Below are 21,362 nucleotides of genomic sequence, written 5' to 3' on the forward strand. Positions count from 1 at the left end.
AACGTGGCGCTATCGCCCACGTTCCCCGTGAGCACCGGATCAGTTCCACGGATGGCGCGGAGGATTGACGCCGTTCAGGTGGTAGTTGCCGATATGGAAGTACTTCCAGCGCACCGGGTCGTGCAGGGTATGGACGCGGGCGTTGCGCCAGTGCCTATCGAAGCCGTGGGCGGCCAGCGTGGCGCGGGTGCCGGCCAGTTCGAAGAGGCGATTGCTCGCTTCGAGGGCGATCTCCGTCGTCAGCACCTTGGATTCCGCGGTGGTGAGGGTGGCCTCGTTCACGCTCTCTTCGCTCGGCGTGGCCAGGGCTGCATCGATGCGACGTCCGGCCCGCTCGAGCAGGGCTTCGGCGGCGTGCAGGCGGATTGCCAGCTGACCGACGGCCGAGATGGTCAGCGGATCTTCGGCCGCGGTCTCCTTCCCGCTGTCGATCCACGGACGGCTCTTCTCGCGCACGAAGCGGATGGTGTCGTCCAGGGTGCCGCGGGCGATGCCGGCGTCGATGGCGGCCTGGATGATCTGCGAGATTGCGCCCGCCGCGGTGGGGGTGTCGAAAGCCAGGATCGGCACCACGCGGCTTTTCGGCACGCTCACCTGCTCGATCTTCACCGAGCCCGAGGCGGTGGTGCGCTGACCGAAGCTGGACCAGTCGTTGATCACCGTCAGGCCCGGCGCATCCCGGTCGGCGAAGACCAGGTAGCCCTTGCCGTCATCATCCACGGCGACGATGGGAACGACGTGGGCGAGCAGCGCGCCAGTGGTATAGAACTTCTGGCCATGGACGATCACGTGATCGCCCTTGTCGAGCACCTTGGTTTCGAAGGTCGCCACGTTGCGGCTGTTCAGCTCCGAGAAGGCGTTGCCGAAGCGGTAGCCTTGCAGCGCCAGCCCGAAAAGCTCGCGCTTCTGCTCTTCAGTTGCGTCCAGGCCAATGTGGGCGACCAGCACCAGGTGGTTCTGGGTGATCTGGGCGATGCTGGAATCGGCTGCGGCGATGATCTCGATGACCTCGGCCACGGTGGCGTAGGAGACACCGGCGCCGCCGTAGGCCTTGGGGACTGTGATGCCCCACAGGCCCGATTGGGAATAGGTGTCGATCTCGCTGATGGGCAGGAAGCCTTCACGGTCGCGCAGGGCTGCTTCCTGGGCGAATTCCCGTGCCAGCTGATGGGCGACAGCGACGGCTTCCGCGTCGTCGCGGATCACGTGGGCAGGTTTTGCCGGGCGTGGTCTGGGCGCGAAGGGAAGGGGCGAGTTGACGCGCGGGCGTTCAGCGATGGCGGTGTTTGAAGTGCTCATGGGGGATCCTGTGGTCGAATGCGGGACGGGCGGGGCCGGCAAGGGCACCCGCCCCGGGGCTTACTTGCCGCTGCCGATCTGCCAGATGTACGGCGGCTCGGTGCCGTTGATGCTCCAGTCGCCGACGATGCGCGCCTTGTAGATCAGCGGGTTGTGGGTGGCGACGGTGCGTGCGTTGCGCCAGTGGCGGTCGAGGGCGCGGCTTTCGCTCGCCGCGGATGCGCCCAGCGCGTTGAAGAGATCGCTGGAGGCCCGGATGATCAGCTCGGAGACGATGATCTGGGCCTTGGCGGACTCGATCTCCGCGTCGATGTTGGCGGCTTTCTCGCGCTCTTCATCACCGCCGAAGCGTGCCTCGTAGGCCCGCTGGGCCGGCTCGGCGGAACGGATTGCGGCGGCCTCGGCGGCATAGACCAGCGCCGAGATCTGCCCGATCACCTGCTGCACCTGCACGTCCTGGGCAACCTGCGGGGCGTTGCCGGTGCTGAACACGCGATGCCGCTCCCGGACTGCGCGGGCCGCGTCCCGTTCGACGGCACGGCCGATGCCGGCCTGGACCGCCAGCAGCACGAGCTGATAAAGCGCAGTCTGGTACTTGAAGCGGGTTGCGAAGTCGATGACGTTGTCTGCCTCGACCAGCGCGTTGTCGAAGCGGGAGGTGCCGCTGCCGGTGGTGCGCTGGCCGAACCCGTCCCAGTCGTCTTTCTGGGTGATGCCGGCCTGGTGCGTGCTGACCGCGGCGATCACGTCGCCGTCGTTGTCCGTTCGCTTGGCGTACACGTCGATCCAGTCGGCGAAGATGCTGCCGGTGCTGTAGTACTTCTCCCCGTTGAGGCGCCATTTGCTGCCGTCCGGAGAAACCCGGGTGATCACTTCGCCGAGCTTGACGGTGCCGACCTCGGTCCAGGCGTTGCCGACGATGTCGCCTTCGACGAAACGCTGGAACCACAGGGCGCGCTGGGGCGAGGGGGCGGCGTTGAGACGGTCCTCGACGAAGGCGAAGTGGCCGCGCAGGGCTTGCGGCAGGTTGGAGTCCGCTTCGGCCAGCTCGATCAGCAGGCGGACCAGTTGGGGCAGGGAGGCACCGCCGCCGCCGAATTCCTTCGGCACGCGGACCGCGCCGAAGCCTGCCTTCTTCAGCCATTCGATGGGTTCGTAGGGCAGCTGGCGCTGGCGCTCCCGCTCCAGCGCGCCTTCGGCGATGCGCGCGAAGATCGGGCGGAAACGGGCCGCCAGGGCCTCGTAGTCCGTACCGGTGGACAGCGGATTGTCGTTTCGGGTGTCGCTCATGTGGATTGTCCTTGCTCTGCGGAGCCGGCCGTCAGGCGGCGGCCAGTTCGGTTTCCCGTTGTGCTTCGAGTTCGCGGACCAGCGGCAGCACGTGCTTGCCGAAGTACTCCACCTCTTCCTGGAAATGCAGGAAGCCGGTCAGCACGAGATCCACGCCGACCGCCTTGAGGGCGACGATGCGTTCGGCCACCTGGCGCGGGGTGCCGATGAGGTTGGTCTTGAAGCCGTCGTTGTATTGGACGAGGTCTTCGAACGTGGACTTGGCCCAGTTGCCTTCGCCCTCGGGGCTGGCCTTGCCGGCCTGGGTCACGGCGTCGCCGAAGGCGCGCACGGCAACCGGGTCGGCCTTGTCGATGATCTCCTGGACGACGGCGCGCGCCTCTTCCTCGGTGTCGCGGACGACGACGAAGGCATTCACGCCGACCTTCACCTTGTGGTTGTTGGCCGCCGCCTTGGCGCGGATGTCATCCACCTGGGCCTTGATACCCTCGACCGTATTGCCATTGGTGAAGTACCAGTCGGAAACGCGGGCGGCCATGTCACGCGCGGCGCGGGAGCTGCCGCCCTGGAAGATCTCGGGGTGGGGCTGCTGCAGGGGCTTCGGCTTGAGGCTGTAGTTGTGGAAACGATAGAAGTCGCCCTTCAGGGTGAAGTCGTCCTGTGTCCAGATGCCCTTGAGGGCCTGAATGAACTCCTCGGAGCGGCGATAGCGCTCGTCGTGCTCCAGCCACGGCTCGCCGATTGCGGTGAATTCGCCCTTGAACCAGCCGCTGACGATATTGACGGCGATACGGCCCTTGGTGAGGTGGTCGATGGTCGCAATCTGCTTGGCCAGCACGGCAGGGTGCCACGGGCCGGGCAGGATGGCGGCAATGACCCGGAGTTTCGTGGTTGCGGCCAGCAGGGCGTGGGAAATGGCCACCGATTCGTGCTGGTATTCGGCGCCATATCCGGCGGTAAAGCGGATTTGCGAAAGGGCGTATTCGAAACCGGCGTCTTCGGCGATTTGTGCAAGGCGGCGGTTGTAATCGATATCCCAGCTGGTGCGCTGTTCGATCTTGCTGACGACGAGGCCGCCGCTGACATTGGGAACCCAGTAGGCAAACTTGACCGGCGTATTCGATTGGCTCATGAAACTATCTCCTGGATGGCAAAAGGGTGAAATGGCTGGATTCAGGCGGCCGCAAGGTCCGCTTGGGGCTGGCGGCGTTTTTTCAGGAAGGGCAGGGCGCGGGTGACGGCCAGATCGATGCGTGCCTGAAGGCTTTCGCTGGTGACGCGGTAATTGTGGAAGTCCGCTTCCGAGCCATAGACGCCGATGGGCAGGGTGTGCGCCTGGAAGAAGCTGAACAGCGGCCGCAGTTGGTGATCGATGACCAGCGCATGGCGCTCGCTGCCGCCGGTGGCTGCCAGCAGGACCGGTACATCGACCAGCGCCTCGTGATGGATGAAGTCGAACAAGTGCTTGAAAAGACCGGTGAAAGAAGCGCGGTATACGGGGCTGGCGACGACCAGCAGGTCCGCCTGTTCGATCGCGTGGATGTCATCCAGGATGTGGCGCGGAAGATCGGTGGGGGTGACGACTGCGCCCAGTTCTGCGGCGATCGCGGACAGGTCGACGATGCGAATGTCCGCCGGTTGGTGGCGGGCGAGTCCATTGACGATCTCGTCCACCAGGACGCGCGTCCGTGACGGCTTGTACAGTCCGCCGGATACGGCGACGATCTTCGGCTTGGTGCTCATGCAATTTCTCCAGTATTAAATTCGTGTGATTGGATGGTTCGTCCGCTATTTGCGGTGTGGAAGGGAAATAGCAGCATCCATGCCAGATGAAATAAAGCTGGGTATTAATGAAATCTGCGGTGAATGAGGCTGTGAAAATGGAGTCGATTGGTGCTTTTTTCAGTTTTTGGCCTTGAAAACTCTTGCTCTCTGCAGGCATCCGGAATAGGAAATCAAGAAAAGCTTATTTCCTGATTTGGAAATGCTGCTGGAGAAGCACTTCATGAGCACCCCGTGCTGCCAGGGACGCTATTTCTGAAGTTGGGGCGGTGGCAGAGCAAGGTAGAGACGGAGGCGGCTGAGCCTGGGCCGGGAGGAAAGGCGGTGATGACTCCAAAGCAGCAACGGCCACCTGATGAGGGTGGCCGTTGAGGTGCGGGGCGGGTACGCCGGGGATCAGGCGGCGGCTTCAAGTAGAAGGCGGGCTGGCGAATGATCGCGTCTGAACTGCTGGAGACCCGTGTTGCGGTGTTGATATGCGATCAGCTGGGCAATTGAGATGATCCGCAGATCGTGCTGGCGGGCAAAGCGCAGCAGATCCGGGCGGCGGGCCATCTGGCCGTCGTCCCGCACGATCTCGCACAGCACGCCACCCGGCCGCAGGCCGGCCAGCGTGACCAGATCATGGGCGGCTTCGGTGTGTCCGGGGCGACTGAGCACGCCGCCTTCGCGCACGCGGAGGGGAAAGATGTGCCCCGGACGGGCGAGGTCGCCCGGCATCGTGTCCGGGTCGGCGAGCGCGCGTAGCGTTGCCGCCCGATCGCTCGCCGAGATGCCGGTGGTGGTGCCGTGCCGGTAATCGACGGTCACGGTGAAGGCCGTGCGGTGAGGGTCGGTGTTTTCCCTCACCATCAGGGGCAGGGCAAGCTGGTCCAGGCGGGCGCCAGGGAGCGCGATACAGACGACGCCGCTGCTGTAGCGGACCAGAAACGCCATTTTTTTAGGCGTGATCTTTTCGGCGGCGATGATCAGGTCGCCTTCGTTCTCGCGATCGGCGTCGTCCACGACGATGACGAATTCGCCGTTGCGGATCGCCGAGACGGCATCTTCGACAGAATCAAAGGCGGGTGTGGTCGTTGTTGCATTCATGATGGTCTGGAGGAACGGCTCAGGAGTAGAAGGAAGGCGTGGGGTAGCTGCCGTTGAGGCTCCAGTCGCCGAGTTCGCGGATCTTGTAGGCCACCGGATCGTGCAGGGTGTGGGTGCGCAGATTGCGCCAGAAGCGGTCGAAGCGCAGCGCCGCGGTGGTTGAGCGGGCGCCGGCCACTTCGAACATGCGGCTGGTCAGATCCAGTCCGGCACGGGTGGTCGCAACCTTGGCGGTGGCCACGTTGACCGCCACCTCGCCGCGTTCCGTTTCGCTCAGGTCGAGGTCGCGGACCCAGGCGGCGTCCAGGGAATGGGCTGCCCGGTCGGTGAGCAGGCGGGCACCTTCGAGACCCACCCAGAATTCGCCGTAGGTGCCCAGCACATAGGGGTCCTCGGTAGCGGCGGCAACCTGCGCCGCCGGCCAGGCGCGGCTTTGTCCGCTGGTGTAGCGCCGGGCCTCTGCGAGGGCACCTTCGGCGATACCGAGGTAGATGTTGGAGAGGATCAACTGGGCGATCAGCGGACGCAGACAGGCGAACGGCGAGCTCAGCGGGCCCGGCACAGCCAGCACCTCGTGGTGCTCGATGCGGACCCGGTCGAAGCGGGCGCTGCCGCTGTCGGTCTGGCGCTGGCCCATGTTGTCCCAGTCGGGGAAGAGGTGGATGCCCTCGCGGTCGCTCGGCAGCGCGGCGATCAGCAGCTTGCCGCTGCCCTCATCGATGGCCGAGGCGATCAGCATGTCGGAATCGAGTGCGCCGGAGCAGAAGCTCTTCTGCCCGTTGAACTCGAGTCTGCCGTCACGTGGCGTACAGACCGTACGGGTATCCAGGGGATTCAGTGCATTGCCCCAGAACCAGTCGTGGCTGACGGTCTTCTCGAACAGGGGGCGCCACTGAGCGGGGCTGCCGAACAGGCGGACAGTGGCCAGCAGGAGGTGCTGGAAGGCGAAGACGTGGGCGACCGAGCTGTCCACACGGGCAATCTCCCGGACGATCTGCAGGGTTTCGGTCCAGGTGGCGCCGTGGCCACCGTACTCGACGGGAACGATCAGGCCGAGCAAGCCGCTGCGTCTGAGCGCATCCCGTTCCTCCTTGGGCGTGCCGCCCGTCTGGTCGCGGTGGACTGCGGTACGGGCGAACTCCTCGGCCAGGGCGCGGGCAACGGCCAGGGGGGCGCTGGTGGACGCCCGGAGGGCTTTCGTCTCCGGTGCTTCGAGCAGGGTGTGCATGGTTTCTTTCTGTTCTCTCATGATCGATGGAAGACGGGGGACACGGAATCCCCAGTGATTGGCGCAGGCAGAACAGCAGGGAACGTGCCATTCATCCGGGCGGCGGAATGGCCGGTTTTCGTGTCATGGATGCGTGAAGGGGAGCACTCGTGCGGATCTTGTGCTGCTACAGAAGCAGTTGACGAAGATGGGGGGCGAAGTCGGCACGATCCGCCGGGATCCGGAGGTGCTCGCAGCGGCGGTGCTGATTTCGGGGCATTGCTGCCGTTGATCTGCTGACGGTTGTGCAGTGCGGGTGCTGGATGATCAGCAATTCCGTCGGGGTTTCGCGGAAAACCTCGTGGCACGTTTCCTGCGAAGCCTTCCCGGTCTTCTGAATTCCGGAGTTTCCGATTTGACTTCTGTGTTGACGGGTCCCTGCGGCGACGCCAGCGAGATCATTGCGCTGGATACCCCCATCAGGATCGCCGAGCGGCTTGCCGCGCAATTCTCCATCACGGCCCCCGAGCGGGATTCCCTGGGTGGAACGCCAAAGGCGGAACGCGATGCGCTGCGCGCCAGCGGACTGCTGGCATTGTCGATTCCCACCGAATACGGCGGCCTCGGTGCCAACTGGCGCCAGACCATGGACGTGATCCGGGTGCTGTCCCGGGCGGACAGTTCGATCGGCCATGTCTTTGCGTTTCAGCACCTCATGCTGGCCACGGTCCGCCTGTTCTCCAGGCCGGACCAATGGGGTGCCTGGTTCGAGCAGACTGCGCGCCACAACTGGTTCTGGGGCAATGCGCTGAATCCGCTGGATCGGCGCACGACCAGCCGGCGCCTGGATGGCTGGTACGAGTTTTCCGGCAAGAAGAGCTTTTGCTCGGGAGCCTTCGATTCCGAAATGCTGATCGTCTCGGCGTATGAGCAGGAAGAGGCACGCAAGCTGATCATCGCGGCGATTCCCACGGCGCGCAGCGGCGTGAACGTGATCCAGGACTGGGACAACTTCGGTCAGCGCCAGACCGACAGCGGCAGCGTCAATTTCGAACGGGTCCGTATCGAGGAGAAGGAGGTGCTCGCCGATCCGGGGCCGCTCAGTACGCCGTTTGCGTGCCTGCGTCCGCTGATCGCCCAGCTGATCCTGACCAATATCTATGCCGGCATCGCCGAAGGCGCCTATGCGGACGCCCGCAAGTACAGCCTGAACGAGGCCCGGCCGTGGCACCGTTCGCCGGCGGAACGCTTCGAGGACGACCCGTACGTCTTGCATCACTACGGTGAATTCTGGGCGAGCCTCGATGCCGTGCGGGTGATGGCCGAGCGGGCCGCGGACATGCTGGATGCGGGTTGGCAGAAGGGCGACCGTCTGACGGACGGGGAGCGGGGCGAGATCGCGCTGGCGATTGCCTCGGCCAAGGTGCTGGCCACGCGTACCGGGCTGGATCTATGCACCCGCATGTTCGAGGTGACCGGTGCCCGGGCTACCCACGCCGGGCTGGGGCTGGATCGCTACTGGCGCAATCTGCGCACCCACACCATGCACGATCCCATCGATTACAAACTCCTGGAGCTAGGTGAATGGGCGTTGAAGCAGCAATACCCGAAGCCGACGTTTTACTCGTGAACGACGATATTCCTTCCTATTCCGAGCGGATGGCCCGGGCAGGCGACCATCCCGAGCTGGTGTCGTTCGCGGGTGGGGGCGAGGGGCGTGTGGATAGCCGGCTGTTGACCATGCCGAATCCTGAGGTTCTGTCCAAGTCGATCCGCGCCACCGCCCAGGTTTTCGAGGATCCGAAATCCAAGGCCCTGCTGGCACGTATCGAACTCGTCGCTCCCAGCGAGGCCAATGTCCTGATCATCGGCGACACGGGAACCGGCAAAGAGCTTATCGCGCGGCACGTTCATGCACTGAGTGCGCGTCGCAATGGTCCGTTTGTGGCCGTCAATTGCGGCGCGTTCTCCGAAACCCTGGTGGAAAGCGAGTTGTTCGGACATGAGAAGGGGGCCTTCACCGGGGCTTTCTCATCGAAGGCCGGCTGGTTCGAGGCCGCCAACGAAGGCACCTTGTTTCTTGACGAGATCGGCGACCTGCCCCTGAGCATCCAGGTCAAGCTGCTGCGGGTCCTGCAGGAGCGCGAGGTTGTCCGCCTGGGGGCGCGCAGGCCGGTGCCGATCAATGTGCGCCTCATTGCGGCAACCAACGTCAGGCTGGAAGAGGCGGTCAAGGCCGGGCATTTCCGGGAGGATCTGTTCTACCGCCTGCGCGTCGTTCATCTGGAATTGCATCCGCTACGCGAGCGCCCTGGCGACATCCTTCCGCTGGCCCGCCACTTCGTCAATAAATACCGGCGCCGGCTCGGCTACGGTGAGGTGACGATCCGTGCCGACACCGAGCAGAAGCTGTGTCAGCACGACTGGCCGGGCAATATCCGTGAGCTCGAGAACGTCATTCACCACGGCTTGCTGATTGCCAAGAACGCGGTGTTGCGGCCGGAAGACCTGTATCTGTCCACGCTCAAGCTCGACCGGGACGTCGAGCCGGTGGTGGAGGCGGCGGCGGAGCAGGCCGTCGATCAACTGGAAAAAGCCTTGCTGGCGCTTTTCGAGGAGTGCCATGAGGATTTGTTCGACAAGATCGAAGAAGTGGTGATGCGCACGGCCTACCAGTATTGCCATTGCAATCAGGTGCAGGCCGCACGCCTGCTGGGGGTCAGCCGCAATGTCATCCGGGCGCGCCTGATCAAGATCGGGGCCATCTCGGCCCTGAAATAGGCCCGGAGCGGCGGCCGGGCGGTCGCCGCAGCCGGGAGATCCAACAACACGGGGGGTTCCCGATGGATAGCAAGATGAAATCCCTAAGGCATGGTATGCACGACCCCTCGGTCGCGCTGGCAGCGTTTCGGCGGGGGGGCGTGGTGATTCTCGCGCCGTCCTCCCGGCAGGGTGGGGCGTGCCTGGTCGCCGCCCTGGAGAGCGTGGGGGAGAGCACGCTGTCCTTTCTGCGCCGTCACACCCGGGGTGTGGTCAGTGTGTTGCTGCCCGATCGCCAGCAGCACGGTATCCGACTGTTCCTGTCGAGCATCAACGATCCCGAAGGCGCGGCGCTCGTGGAGCGTTTGAAGGGACTGCCCGGCGAGGATCTGGAGCAGGGGCGCGCGCAAGCCGGACTGCTGCCGGTGCTTCACGCACTGGCCGGCAATCCTGAGGACGCCGGGCGCATCGCGGTGGACTTCGGGGATCCGTTCGTCGCCATGAGCGGCGCGGGAACGCTCAGCTGGCCGGACAGCGACCCGGTCGTCTCCTGTCTGGCCGGTCGCTGTGGGCTCGTCGATGCGGCGCTGATCTGTTCCCTGTTCGACGATCGGGGGCGCTGTCTCCAGGGCTCTGAGGTGGAGGCCTTCGCCATTGCCCACGGGGTTCCGGTGATTCATGCCGAGGATCTGGACGCTTCGATGGTGGAGGCCGGGCCGCGCGTCACCCATGTGGCGTCGTCACGGCTGCCGACCCGTCATGGCGAGTTCATCCTGCATGCCTATCGTTCCGCACTCGACGGGGTGGAGCATGCGGTCCTCGTTTGGGGGGATGTGGCGGAACAGGACGGAGTTCCGGTCCGTCTGCACTCGGAATGCCTGACGGGCGATGCGTTCGGCTCCCTGCGCTGCGATTGCGGCCCCCAGCTCGACATGTCCCTCGCCCGCATTGCCGCAGGGCGCCGTGGAGTGTTGATCTATCTGCGCGGACATGAGGGGCGTGGCATCGGCCTCGGCCACAAGGTGCGTGCCTACGCCTTGCAGGACGAGGGGCTCGACACCGTCGATGCGAATGTGGCGCTGGGCTTGCCGGTGGATGCGCGCAGCTTTGTCTGTGCGGCCGATATCCTGCGGGATCTGCAGGTGCGCTCGGTGCACCTGCTCAGCAATAATCCGAAGAAGCGGGACGAACTGGTGCGCGCCGGCATTCCGGTTCATCGGGTCATCCCTGTCGTGCCGCCGAGCACCAATGACAATATCCGCTATCTGCGGACGAAGAAAGTCAGAATGGGACATGACCTGCCATTCGAGTGAATGAGCGTTTCAAGTCAATTCCGGCCCCGCGAGGGGCTTTTTTCTTTTCTCCCCTCATCAATCCATTTCCCTCATTTCCCTATTCAGACTGCTTTCCTGGAAGCACCTCATCAGCATGCGTGATTCGATTCATGGCAGGGCGGAAAATGTGCAGGGTATTTACGGGCTTCAAAGGGGCTATTTTCCTGGAACGGAAACTGCTTACTAGGAAAGCGGCGCAACCCGGAATCAATTCGGGGGTGGCCGAAATAGAAACAGGCGGTGGCACGAATTGCAGTTCGTGTCGAAAGTGAATTGATCCAGGAATTGTCGCAATGCAAAGCTCCAGGACGGATGCGGACAGGCTCGGGGACGCCCCGGCGACCTTGCCGGGATGGCTGCTCGAACAGGCCCGGCGTCGGGCAAGTACCGTTGCGCTGCGCCAGAAACGGCTCGGAATCTGGCACGAACGTACGTGGTCGGCGTTGGCCGGCGAAGTGGCCCAGGCTGCGGCGGCCCTCGAGGCGGATGGATTCGGCTCCGGTGATGTGCTGGCCTTGCTCGGACATCCTTGCGCGGAGGCGCTGATCCTCATGCTGGCGGCCCAATGGCTGGGTGGCGTCGCAGCACCCTTGCCGGTCGAGGCGGAAGAAGAGGCGCTGGCGGAGATGTTGCGAATCCTTGCGCCGAAGGTGGCCCACGGTGAGGATCAGGAGCAGGTCGACCGCCTGCTCGCGGCGGGCTTTGACGGCCCACGGCTGGTATTCGCGGATGCACGCGGGCTGCACACATATGGTGGGGCTGGGCTGGCCGCCTATCCGGCCTGGTTGGCCGGTGGGGTGGGCCGGAGGGTTCCACCTGTGTCGGCAAGCGCAGCCGGTGTCGCCGTCCGCTACGCGGGCCCCAGCGCCTGGGATGGCGCCGATGCGGACGTGCTGCACCACGATGACCTGGTGGCAGGTGCTGTGGGCCTGCTACGTACCACCGGGCTGAGCGAGAGGGATGCAGCCTTCGCCGGCCGCCGTTTTGCACCGGCGGGCCTGGTGCGCTATCTGCTCGCGCCCTGGTTGATCGGCGGGCTTTCGATCAACGTGGCCGAAGGTCTGGAAAGTCGAGACCGGGATCGGCGGGAGATCGGGCCGACCCTGGTGGTCGGCGCCGCCCACACCTACGCCAGGCTGCGTGCCCGGATCGAGGCGCGGCTGCCGGCCGTGGGAAGCCGCTGGGGCAACTGGCTGGCGCGCGCCTTGACCCCGGCCGGTGGCGGCTGGTTGGTGCGCCTGCTCGTCCTGTCACCCCTGCGCGAGGTGGCCGGATTGGCACGGGTGCGAGTGGCAATCGTCGTTGGTCCGCAGCCGGACGAGGCCACCGTCGCTTTCTTCCGTCGCCTCGGCATCGAACTCCAGCACGGGCCCGACCTCGCACCGGAGGGGCGGGAGGCGGGCACGCCGTCGCCCCGGGTTCCTTTCGAACTGACCGTCTGGGGGGCCACGTGAGCACGGTGGCCCGCCCGCTGGCGCCGGGCGCCGACGTGCCGTTGCTGGCGGTTGACGGCATCTCGTTGTCCTTCGGTGGCGTGAAGGCCGTCACCGACATCTCCTTTGCGGTCCGCTCCGGCGAGATCTGCTCGCTGATCGGGCCGAATGGAGCGGGTAAGAGCTCGCTGCTCAACGTAATCAATGGGGTGTACCGCCCCCAGCGAGGGCGGGTGGTGTACGACGGAGTGGCAGCGGCGCGCATCACGCCGCGCCGGGCCGCGCGGAGCGGGATTGCGCGGACCTTCCAGAACGTGGCCTTGTTCAAGGGCATGAGCGTGCTCGACAACGTTCTCACCGGCCGGAACCTGCATGTGCGTGCCGGCTGGTTCCGGCAGGTGCTGGGGCTGCGCGCAGCCCGTGACGAGGCCGATGGCCACCGCCGCAAGGCCGAGGAGATTTTGGCCTTCCTGCACATCCAGGCCTATCGCGACACGCCGGTCGGCAAGCTGCCCTACGGCTTGCAGAAACGCGTCGAACTGGCCCGGGCGCTGGCTGCGGAGCCGCGCCTGCTGTTGCTCGACGAGCCGATGGCGGGCATGAACCTGGAGGAGAAGATGGACATGAGCTGCTTCATCCTCGACATCAATCGGGACTTCGGGACGACGGTGGTGCTCATCGAGCATGACCTGGGCGTGGTGATGGACATTTCCGACCACGTGGTGGTGCTCGACTATGGCCGCAAGATCGCTGACGGCGCTCCGGCCGAGGTGCGCGACAACCCGGATGTGATCGCCGCCTACATCGGCAGCGCGCATTAGGCGGAAGGGAAAGGCGAGATGGATTTCTTTCTGGAAGTGCTGATCGGCGGGCTCCTCGCCGGCGTCATGTATTCGATGGTGGCGATCGGCTTCGTGCTGATCTTCAAGGCCTCGGGCGTCTTCAATTTCGCCCAGGGCTCGATGGTGCTGTTCGCGGCGCTGACCTTCGTCAGCCTGCTGGAGCGGGGGTTCGCATTCTGGAGCGCCTTTGCGGCAACGCTGGCATCCATGCTGGTGCTGGCCTGGGCCATCGAGCGCGGCGTCCTGCGGCATCTGGTGAACCGGCCGCCGATCACGTTGTTCATGGCGACCCTGGGGGTCAGCTTCATCATCGAGGGGCTGGCCCAGCTCCTGTGGGGTGCCCAGGTGCACGGCCTCGACCTCGGCATCAAGGATGAGCCGCTGGAGTTCGGCGGCGTCCTGCTCAGCAGTTTCGACCTCTTCGCGGCAGGCACGGCGGCGGCCCTGGTGCTGGCCTTGTCGCTGCTGTTCAGCCGGACCCGCATCGGCCTGTCGCTGCGCGCGGTGGCCGACGACCCGCTGGCGGCGCTGGCGGTGGGGGTCCGCCTGCAAAGGATCTGGGGTGTGGTGTGGGCGGTGGCGGGCTTCGTCAGCCTGATCGCCGGGCTGCTGTGGGGGGCACGTCTGGGCGTCCAGTTCTCCCTGTCGCTGGTGGTGCTGAAAGCCTTGCCGGTTCTCATCATCGGCGGCTTCTCGTCGATCGGCGGTGCCATCGTCGGTGGCCTGATCGTCGGCGCGAGCGAGAAGCTGGCCGAGGTGTATATCGGGCCGTTGATCGGTGACGGCCTGGAGAACTGGTTTCCCTACGTGCTTGCGTTGTTGTTCCTGCTGGTGCGCCCCGCGGGCTTGTTCGGCGAACGCGCCATCGAGAGGGTCTGATCATGTTCTTGTCCGAAACCGGCCAGTTCAGCACCCGTTATGCGGACGACCGCCGGGTATTCCGCCTGCGCCAAGCACGCCTGGGAATCGTCGCCCTGCTGGCTTTCGCCTATCTGGCAGTCCCGCTGTGGGCCAGCGACTACTGGTTGAGCGCCATCCTGATCCCGTTCCTGGTGCTGTCCCTCGCGGGGCTGGGGCTCAACCTGCTCACCGGCTACGCGGGGCAACTGTCCCTGGGGACTGCAGCCTTCATGGCGGTGGGGGCGTTCGCCGCCTACAACTTCCAACTGCGCGTCGAGGGGCTACCCTTTCTCGCCAGCTTCCTGCTCGGCGGGTTGGTGGCGGCTGCCGCAGGTGTCGTCTTCGGCCTGCCCAGCCTGCGCATCAAGGGCTTCTACCTGATCGTGTCGACGCTGGCGGCCCAGTTCCTGGTGGAGTGGGCGCTGACCAAGTTCGGCTGGTTCTCCAACTTCAATCCATCCGGCGTGATCACCGCGCCGCCGCTGTCCGTCCTCGGCGTGGATCTGTCCTCTCCGGCGGGGCGCTACCTGCTGACGCTGGCGGTGGTCACGGTGCTGTTCGTCGTGGCCGTGCGCATCGTGCGTTCCGATCTCGGGCGCAGCTGGATGGCCGTCCGTGACATGGATACGGCGGCGGCGGTGATCGGCATCCCGGTGGCCCGCACCAAGCTGCTGGCCTTCGCGATCGGCGCCTTCTATTGCGGTGTGGCGGGCTCCCTGTGGGCCTTCGCCTACCTGGGAACGGTGGAGCCCCACGGGTTCGACCTCAACCGCTCGTTCCAGGTCCTGTTCATCGTCATCATCGGCGGGCTGGGGAGCATCCTCGGCAACTTCCTGGGGGCTGCGTTCATCGTGTTGCTGCCGCTGTTGCTGAGCAACCTCGGAGGCTCCCTGCTCGGGGGCATCATCGACCCCGGGGATACCGAGAACCTGCAGAAGATCCTGTTCGGCGTATTGATCATCCTGTTCCTGATCCGTGAGCCCGAAGGGCTGGCGAGCCTGTGGCGAGGGCTGTGCGCCCGAGCCCGGGTGTGGCCCTTGCGGGACTGAACGCACCCCCTTTTCCCTTTCACCTGAAACCGTGCATCACGGAGCGGCCTGGCCAGCTGCCCCGGGACGCGTCACGGGTGTGCCTGGCGCGCCCATCATTTTCCACTGGAGTCGATCTATGACCGCATCACGTTTTTCCCCACGCCGCCTGGCGGCCGCATTCAGCCTCGGCCTGGCCTTGGCCAGCGGCGCTGCCTTCGCTGCCAACGAGCAGTATTTCCCCTTGCAGAGCTATCGGGTAGGGCCCTACGCGGCCGGTGGCACCGGCTTTTTCGGCGGCTTCATCGACTACATGCAGCTGATCAACGCCCGCGACGGGGGCATCAATGGGGTCAAGCTGACCTGGTCCGAATGCGAGACGGAATACGTCGTCGAGAAGGGGGTCGAATGCTACGAGCGCCTGAAGAAGGGCCTCAACGGTGCACCTGCGGCGGCCACCAATCCCCTCAGTGTCGGCATCGCCTATGCCACGCTGGAGCGCTCCACCGCCGACAAGATTCCGCTGATCACCATCAACCACGGGCGCACCGATTCTACCGATGGCAGCGTGTTCCCCTACGTCTTCCCGCTGCAGCTGAACCCCTACAGCGAGGTGTCGGCGATCGTGAACTACATCGGCCAGAAGGCGGGCGGCCTCGACAAGCTGAAGGGCAAGAAGATCGTCACGCTCTACCACGGCTCGCCCTATGGCAAGGAAACCATCCCGATCCTCGACATCTTGGCCAAGAAATACGGCTTCAGCGTGACTCACATCGAAGTGCCCCATCCGGGCACGGAGCAGCAGTCCCAGTGGCTCAACATCCGCCGCATCAAGCCGGAGTGGGTGATCCTGCGCGGTTGGGGGGTGATGAACCCGGTGGCCCTGAAGACCGCCGCGAAGACCGGCTTTCCGGCGGACCACGTGATCGGCAACATCTGGAGCAATTCGGAGGACGATGCGGCTCCGGCCGGCGACGCCGCCAAGGGATTCATCTCCATCACCACCCATCCGGCCGGCACCGACTTTCCGGTTCTCAAGGACATCGACAAGCAGGTGGTGAAGGCCGGCAAGGGCAACCTGCAGGATCCGAAGCGTTTCGGCAACGTGTATTACAACCTCGGGGTGGTGAACGGCATCCTCAACGTGGAGGCCGTCCGCATCGCGCAGGCCAAGTTCGGCAAGCGTCCGCTCAGCGGCGAGGAAGTGCGCTGGGGCTTCGAACACCTCAACATCGACAACAAGCGCCTGCAGGAACTCGGCGCGGTCGGACTGGTGCAGAACCTCAAGCTGTCGTGCGCCGATCACGAAGGCGGCGGAGCGGTGCGCTTCCAGCAATGGGATGGCACCCGCTGGAAGGTGATCAGCGACTGGGTGCAGGCCGACCGTGCGCTGCTGCGCCCGATCATCGAGAAATCGGCCGCCGCCTACGCCAAGGAAAAGGGCATCACGCCGCGTAATTGCGCGAAGGAAAGCTGATCGTGCCGCCCCGCTGCAAGCGCCGGGAGGCATTCGCAGCGGGGCGCTGACTGACTGGACATGGCCATGACAAACGCTCCAATTCTCAGCGTGGAGGACATCCACGTGATCTACGACAAAGTGATCCTCGGCGCCCGCGGCGTGAGCCTGGTCGTGCCGGCAGGCGGTGTCGTCGCCTTGCTGGGGGCCAACGGCGCCGGCAAGACCACGACGCTGAAGGCCATCTCGGGCCTGATCGGCGCGGAGCGGGGCGAGGTGGTCGGCGGGCGGATCGACTTTGCCGGGCACGACGTGCTGCGGTCCGTGCCGGAGGCTTTGGTCGAAGGAGGGCTGGTGCAGGTGCTCGAAGGGCGCCACTGCTTTCCCCATCTGGACGTGGAAGAAAACCTCCGCGTCGGAGCCTTTGCCCATGCACCGTCCCGCGCCGATCTGCAGGAAGGCATCGAGCGCATCTACCGTTACTTTCCACGGCTCAGGGAGCGTCGGCGCAGCCAGGCCGGCTATCTCTCCGGCGGCGAGCAGCAGATGGTGGCCATCGGGCGGGCGCTGATCGGCCGGCCCCGCCTGGTGTTGCTGGATGAACCTTCGATGGGGCTGGCCCCGCAGATCGTCACCGAGATCTTCGAGATCGTCCGGCGCCTCAACCGGGAGGAGGGCGTCAGCTTCCTGCTGGCCGAGCAGAACGCCGCCATTGCGCTGCGCTATTCGGATCACGCCTATGTGATGGAGAGCGGGCGTGTGGTCAGCGATGGGCCGTCGGCCGATCTGGCCGCGCGGGATGACATCCGTTCCTTTTACCTGGGCATGAACACGGAAGGCCGGCGCAGCTTCCGTGAGGCCAAGCATTATCACAGCAGGCGCGCCCGGGAATAGATCTTCGAATTGAACGCGTCAGACTTTGAATAGGCCGTGCATCGAAAGTGCACGGCCTTTTTGTTTTATTTTGCACTCGCCTCTTGTCCCTGAAAAACAATATCGGCATTAAATAAATGCTGGAGGGGAGGCATGGAAATAGCAGTGGATGTTTCTCGGGGAGCATGTTTGCCATTTTGCCTGTTATTTCCAAGGGTTTTTCGTGGAATTTTATTGGCATGCCTTCTGCTAATAGAGGGGCGTAGGAAATATAAATAAACCCCGATAGGAAAAAAATGAGAAACACCACTATTGCTGCCCTGCTGCTCACTGTTTTCAGCACCTCCGCGCTGGCCCTGGACAATGTCACCATTTTCGGCACCGTCGATATGGGCTATCGATGGAGTGGCAAGAACATCGATCCGACGGTCGGCAGCCAGTCGCGCATCGACTCCGGCACCAGCGTGCCGAGCCGTCTGGGCTTCCAGGGCTCCGAGGACATCGGCAACGGCCTCAAGGCGAGTTTCGTGCTGGAGGCCGCAGTCGATGCGGGCACGGGGGAATTGACCGGCGGGGGCGGCTTCAGCCGCCAGGCCTTCGTGGCCCTGGGAGGCCGGTTCGGGCGCATCGCGCTTGGGCGCCAATACACGCCGGGCTACCTGCTGACTTCGGAGATCGATCCGTTCAGCAGCGTTACGGTCGGCCAGTACAACAACGTGTACCTGACCGAATACCGCTGGGACAACCAGGCCACCTATTTCTCGCCGGACTGGCAGGGCTTCTCCGTATCGGCGGCCTATACGGCCAACGGCTACGGCCAGGAGTCCATTGCCAACCGCGGCAGCGGGGCGGTCGGCGACGTGCGGGGGCTGTCGGTGGTGCCCCAGTACCGGAACGGTCCGCTCCTCCTCGGCGTGCACCTGCAGGAACTGAACTCGCGTACCTCGGGGCTCGATGCGAGCGGCACCCCGGTGGCGGTTTCGTATGACGGCAAGAAGGTGCGCGTCTATGAGGCCGGCGGGACCCTCGACCTGGGGGTGGCCAAGCTGGCCGCGCTGTATGGCGTGCGTCGTGCCGGGACCGCCGATTTCAGCCCCGACACGGGCGCGCTGGCCGGCAAGAACAGCCGCCAGTGGCTGGTCGGCGCCACGCTCCCGGTCGGCAGCCATGGCACCGTGCTCACGTCCTACGTCCGACGCAGCACCGAACTGGCGGACGGCGCCGGCGACGCCAAGGCCGACCAGTGGGCCGTGGGGTACGAGTACGCCTTGTCCAAGCGCACCGCGCTGTACACCACCTATTCCAGCGTCAATAACAACGCAGCCGGGCGTGACGCCGGCTTCATCAGCTCGGTGGGCGCCGGCTACAACCCGGGCAACGGCTACCAGCGCAGTGCTGCGGCCGGCATCCGTCATAACTTCTGAGCCAGCCGGGAGGACCGTCATGAACGCGCGAGAGTCCGCCGTGGCCCCCCCGGTGCCGCGGGCCGTCGAATTGCTTGACCATCTTCACCGCTGGGCAGCGGTGCGGCCCCGGGAGCTGGCATTGGTACACAAGCGCTGTGGCCAGTGGAAAGGATGGTGCTGGGCGGATGTTCACCGCGAGGTGACGCAGCTGCGCGAGGCCCTGCAGCATCGGGGTTTCGGTCCCGGCGCACGCCTCGCCGTGGTGGGCGCCTACGAGCCGACGCTGTTGGTGCTGGCCCTGGCAGCCCGCGCGACCGGCGGGCAGGTGGTTCCGCTACCTCGGACGCTGGCCGGGGCCGCGCTTGTCGAGGCACTGGGCGCCCCGGGGGAGGCACACCTTTTCATTGCCGAGCGCGACAGTGCCGCACGCCTGCAGGCCGCTGTCGAGGGGGGCGTCCGATTGCAGCGCCTGTATCTGGCGCATCGGCCGACATGGCGCTGCGCCGATGTCGTGGCCGAAGGTGTCGCCGAGCTCTACGCCGGGCAGCCGTTGCCGGTGCAAGGCCGGCGTGCCTGGCACCACCTCCGCGCCGCTGCGCCGGTGTGGGCGGAGGAGGGGACCGAGTGGGCCGAAGGGCTTGAATTGCTGTGCGAACGGCTGGTGATCCACGGCGAATCCCTGGCTTTTCCGGAGGGGATGGCGTCGGCCTCACGGGATCGGTGCGACATCGCTCCGGCAACGCTGCTGCTGTCATCGTCCCGCGCTCACGCGCTGCATGCCGAACTGGAGGATCGCGTGGCGGCACCCGGCAGCCTGCGCCGCCGGGTATGGGACTGGGCTCGGCGCGGCGTCGGGCGGACCGGCCTGCATCGCCATGTTTACTCAAGGGTACGACGCATCGTCGGCCTGCACCGGCTGCGCGCTGTGGCCCCGGCCGCGATCGATTCAGCATGGTTGCGCCCGTTGCGGGAGAGCGGCCGATGAGCGTACCCATGCCTTCCGGCCAGATCCTCGACGTGCGCGATATCTCCCTGTCGTTCAAGGGGGTCAAGGCGATCTCGGGCCTGTCTTTTTCCGTGCAGCGCGGCGAAATCTGCGCGTTGATCGGCCCCAATGGCGCCGGCAAGAGCTCGCTGCTCAATGTGCTGAACGGGGTGTACCGGCCGGATGCCGGCGAGGTGATCTTCGAGGACATCCACTATCGCCGCATCACGCCGTTGGAAGCCGCCCGCCGCGGTATCGGCCGTACTTTCCAGAACAATGCGCTGTTCAAGCGCATGAGCGTCATCGACAACATCTTGAGCGGGCTGTCCCGGCACGCCCGCGCAGGCTTCTTCGCGCAAGCGCTGGGCTTGCCCCCGGCTCGGCGGGAGGCTCGTGAACATCGCGAACTGGCCGAGCGCACGCTGGCGTTTCTGGAGCTCCAGGCCCATCGCGACACCCCCGTCGGCAACCTGGCCTACGGCCTGCAGAAGCGGGTCGAACTGGGGCGGGCGCTGATCGCCGGGCCGAGCCTGCTGCTGCTCGACGAGCCGATGGCCGGGATGAACGCGGACGAGAAGCGCGAGATGAGCCGTTTCGTCACCGAGGTGAACCGAGGCCTCGGCACGACGGTGGTGCTGATCGAGCACGACATCGGGGTGGTGATGAGCTTGTCGAGCCATGTGGTGGTGCTCGACTACGGGCGCAAGGTCGGCGATGGCACCCCAGCCGAAGTCAGGGCCAATCCCGAGGTGATTGCCGCCTATCTCGGCACCGTGCAATGAGGAGGCGCAGACGATGAATTTCTTTCTGGAAACCCTGTTCGGCGGCCTGCTCGCCGGCACCATGTATTCGCTGGTGGCGATCGGTTTCGTGCTGATCTACAAGGCCAGCGGCGTCTTCAATTTCGCCCAGGGTGCCATGTTGCTGTTCGCCGCGCTGACCTGCGTCAGCCTGCAGGAGGCCGGCCTGCCGTTCGCCGCCGCGGTGGCGGCCAGCGTGGTGGTGATGGGTCTGCTGGCCCTTGCCATCGAACGGGCGGTGATGCGTCCGCTGGTCGCACGCTCGCAGATCACCCTGTTCATGGCCACGCTGGGCCTCAGCTTCATCATCGAGGGGCTCGCTCAGGGCCTGATGGGGGCCGAGGTGCGCGCCCTCGACCTGGGCATCGACGATGTGCCGGTGTTCGTCGGCGATGTGATGCTCAGCCAGTTCGATCTCTTCGCGGCAGCGACCGCCGCGGTGCTGGTCCTCGTGCTGGCACTGCTCTTCAACAAGACACGGGTCGGGGTGTCGCTGCGCGCGGTGGCCGACGACACCCGCGCGGCCTTGTCGATCGGCATCAACCTCAACCGCATCTGGCAGATCGTATGGGCCGTGGCCGGCGTGGTCGGGCTGGTCGCCGGCCTGCTGTGGGGCGCCCGCCAGGGCGTGCAGTTCTCCCTTTCGCTGGTGGTCCTGAAGGCGCTGCCGGTGCTGATCATCGGCGGCTTCACGTCGATCGGCGGGGCCATCGTCGGCGGGCTCATCGTCGGCGCCGCCGAAAACCTTGCCGAGGTTTATGTCGGCCCCCTGGTGGGTGGCGGCATCACGTCGTGGTTCGCCTACTTCCTGGCCCTGGCCTTCCTGTATGTCCGTCCCGCCGGCCTGTTCGGCGAGCGGGCCATCGAACGAGTCTGAG

General features: G+C 65.3%; 19 protein-coding genes. 13 read left to right on the forward strand and 6 right to left on the reverse strand.

Annotation, left to right across the window (positions count from 1 at the left end; translation table 11 throughout):
• Positions 1–39: 39 nt before the first annotated feature.
• From AC1PQG_RS10360 to AC1PQG_RS10385, 6 genes are all read right to left on the reverse strand, one after another.
• Positions 40–1,299: an SfnB family sulfur acquisition oxidoreductase gene (locus tag AC1PQG_RS10360; RefSeq protein WP_481122484.1), complete on the reverse strand. Its 1,260-nt coding sequence runs from the start codon at positions 1,297–1,299 to the stop codon at positions 40–42.
• Positions 1,300–1,359: 60 nt separating this feature from the next.
• Entirely contained in the window at positions 1,360–2,589 is a 1,230-nt protein-coding gene (locus AC1PQG_RS10365) for an acyl-CoA dehydrogenase family protein (RefSeq protein ID WP_481122485.1), read from the reverse strand.
• A gap of 31 nt (positions 2,590–2,620) precedes the next feature.
• Entirely contained in the window at positions 2,621–3,721 is a 1,101-nt protein-coding gene (gene sfnG / locus AC1PQG_RS10370; RefSeq protein WP_481122486.1) for a dimethylsulfone monooxygenase SfnG, read from the reverse strand.
• Between the two features lie 41 nt (positions 3,722–3,762).
• The gene (gene msuE / locus AC1PQG_RS10375) at positions 3,763–4,332 is read right to left on the reverse strand and encodes an FMN reductase (protein ID WP_481122487.1); all 570 of its coding nucleotides are present in this window, start codon (positions 4,330–4,332) and stop codon (positions 3,763–3,765) included.
• 435 nt (positions 4,333–4,767) lie between these two features.
• A complete protein-coding gene (gene ribB / locus AC1PQG_RS10380) occupies positions 4,768–5,460 on the reverse strand; it encodes a 3,4-dihydroxy-2-butanone-4-phosphate synthase (protein WP_481122488.1) in 693 nt (230 codons plus the stop codon).
• 19 nt (positions 5,461–5,479) lie between these two features.
• On the reverse strand, positions 5,480–6,688 hold the full coding sequence (locus tag AC1PQG_RS10385; RefSeq protein ID WP_481122489.1) for an acyl-CoA dehydrogenase family protein: 1,209 nt from the start codon (positions 6,686–6,688) through the stop codon (positions 5,480–5,482).
• Positions 6,689–7,091: 403 nt separating this feature from the next.
• Between AC1PQG_RS10385 and AC1PQG_RS10390 the strand changes: the two genes are divergently transcribed.
• The 13 genes from AC1PQG_RS10390 to AC1PQG_RS10450 all read left to right on the forward strand — a co-directional run bounded on the left by AC1PQG_RS10390 (position 7,092) and on the right by AC1PQG_RS10450 (position 21,361).
• Positions 7,092–8,297 carry an acyl-CoA dehydrogenase family protein gene (locus tag AC1PQG_RS10390; RefSeq protein WP_481122994.1) on the forward strand — a complete coding sequence of 402 codons (1,206 nt, stop codon included), beginning with the start codon at positions 7,092–7,094 and terminating at the stop codon, positions 8,295–8,297.
• Complete coding sequence (locus tag AC1PQG_RS10395) at positions 8,294–9,448, forward strand: sigma-54 interaction domain-containing protein (protein ID WP_481122490.1); 1,155 nt, start codon at positions 8,294–8,296, stop codon at positions 9,446–9,448. The genes AC1PQG_RS10390 and AC1PQG_RS10395 overlap by 4 nt, the downstream gene beginning before the upstream one ends.
• A 95-nt stretch (positions 9,449–9,543) precedes the next feature.
• On the forward strand, positions 9,544–10,740 hold the full coding sequence (gene ribA / locus AC1PQG_RS10400; RefSeq protein WP_481122491.1) for a GTP cyclohydrolase II: 1,197 nt from the start codon (positions 9,544–9,546) through the stop codon (positions 10,738–10,740).
• Positions 10,741–11,054: 314 nt separating this feature from the next.
• Positions 11,055–12,215: an AMP-binding protein gene (locus tag AC1PQG_RS10405; protein WP_481122492.1), complete on the forward strand. Its 1,161-nt coding sequence runs from the start codon at positions 11,055–11,057 to the stop codon at positions 12,213–12,215.
• Positions 12,212–13,015 (forward strand): ABC transporter ATP-binding protein, encoded by an 804-nt coding sequence (locus AC1PQG_RS10410; protein ID WP_481122493.1) that lies wholly within the window; start codon positions 12,212–12,214, stop codon positions 13,013–13,015. Before AC1PQG_RS10405 ends, AC1PQG_RS10410 begins: the two co-directional genes overlap by 4 nt.
• An 18-nt stretch (positions 13,016–13,033) precedes the next feature.
• On the forward strand, positions 13,034–13,915 hold the full coding sequence (locus AC1PQG_RS10415) for a branched-chain amino acid ABC transporter permease (protein ID WP_481122494.1): 882 nt from the start codon (positions 13,034–13,036) through the stop codon (positions 13,913–13,915).
• A gap of 2 nt (positions 13,916–13,917) precedes the next feature.
• A complete protein-coding gene (locus AC1PQG_RS10420; protein ID WP_481122495.1) occupies positions 13,918–14,985 on the forward strand; it encodes a branched-chain amino acid ABC transporter permease in 1,068 nt (355 codons plus the stop codon).
• A 118-nt stretch (positions 14,986–15,103) separates the two neighbouring features.
• Entirely contained in the window at positions 15,104–16,441 is a 1,338-nt protein-coding gene (locus AC1PQG_RS10425; protein ID WP_481122496.1) for an ABC transporter substrate-binding protein, read from the forward strand.
• A 60-nt stretch (positions 16,442–16,501) separates the two neighbouring features.
• Positions 16,502–17,314: an ABC transporter ATP-binding protein gene (locus AC1PQG_RS10430; RefSeq protein WP_481122497.1), complete on the forward strand. Its 813-nt coding sequence runs from the start codon at positions 16,502–16,504 to the stop codon at positions 17,312–17,314.
• 275 nt (positions 17,315–17,589) lie between these two features.
• Positions 17,590–18,717, forward strand: coding sequence for a porin (locus AC1PQG_RS10435; protein ID WP_481122498.1), 1,128 nt, complete (start codon positions 17,590–17,592; stop codon positions 18,715–18,717).
• Between the two features lie 19 nt (positions 18,718–18,736).
• The gene (locus tag AC1PQG_RS10440) at positions 18,737–19,684 is read left to right on the forward strand and encodes an AMP-binding protein (protein WP_481122499.1); all 948 of its coding nucleotides are present in this window, start codon (positions 18,737–18,739) and stop codon (positions 19,682–19,684) included.
• Entirely contained in the window at positions 19,681–20,466 is a 786-nt protein-coding gene (locus AC1PQG_RS10445) for an ABC transporter ATP-binding protein (protein ID WP_481122500.1), read from the forward strand. Before AC1PQG_RS10440 ends, AC1PQG_RS10445 begins: the two co-directional genes overlap by 4 nt.
• A gap of 13 nt (positions 20,467–20,479) precedes the next feature.
• Complete coding sequence (locus AC1PQG_RS10450; RefSeq protein WP_481122501.1) at positions 20,480–21,361, forward strand: branched-chain amino acid ABC transporter permease; 882 nt, start codon at positions 20,480–20,482, stop codon at positions 21,359–21,361.
• Position 21,362: the final 1 nt, after the last annotated feature.

This window comes from Zoogloea sp. GDB6 (assembly GCF_056724105.1).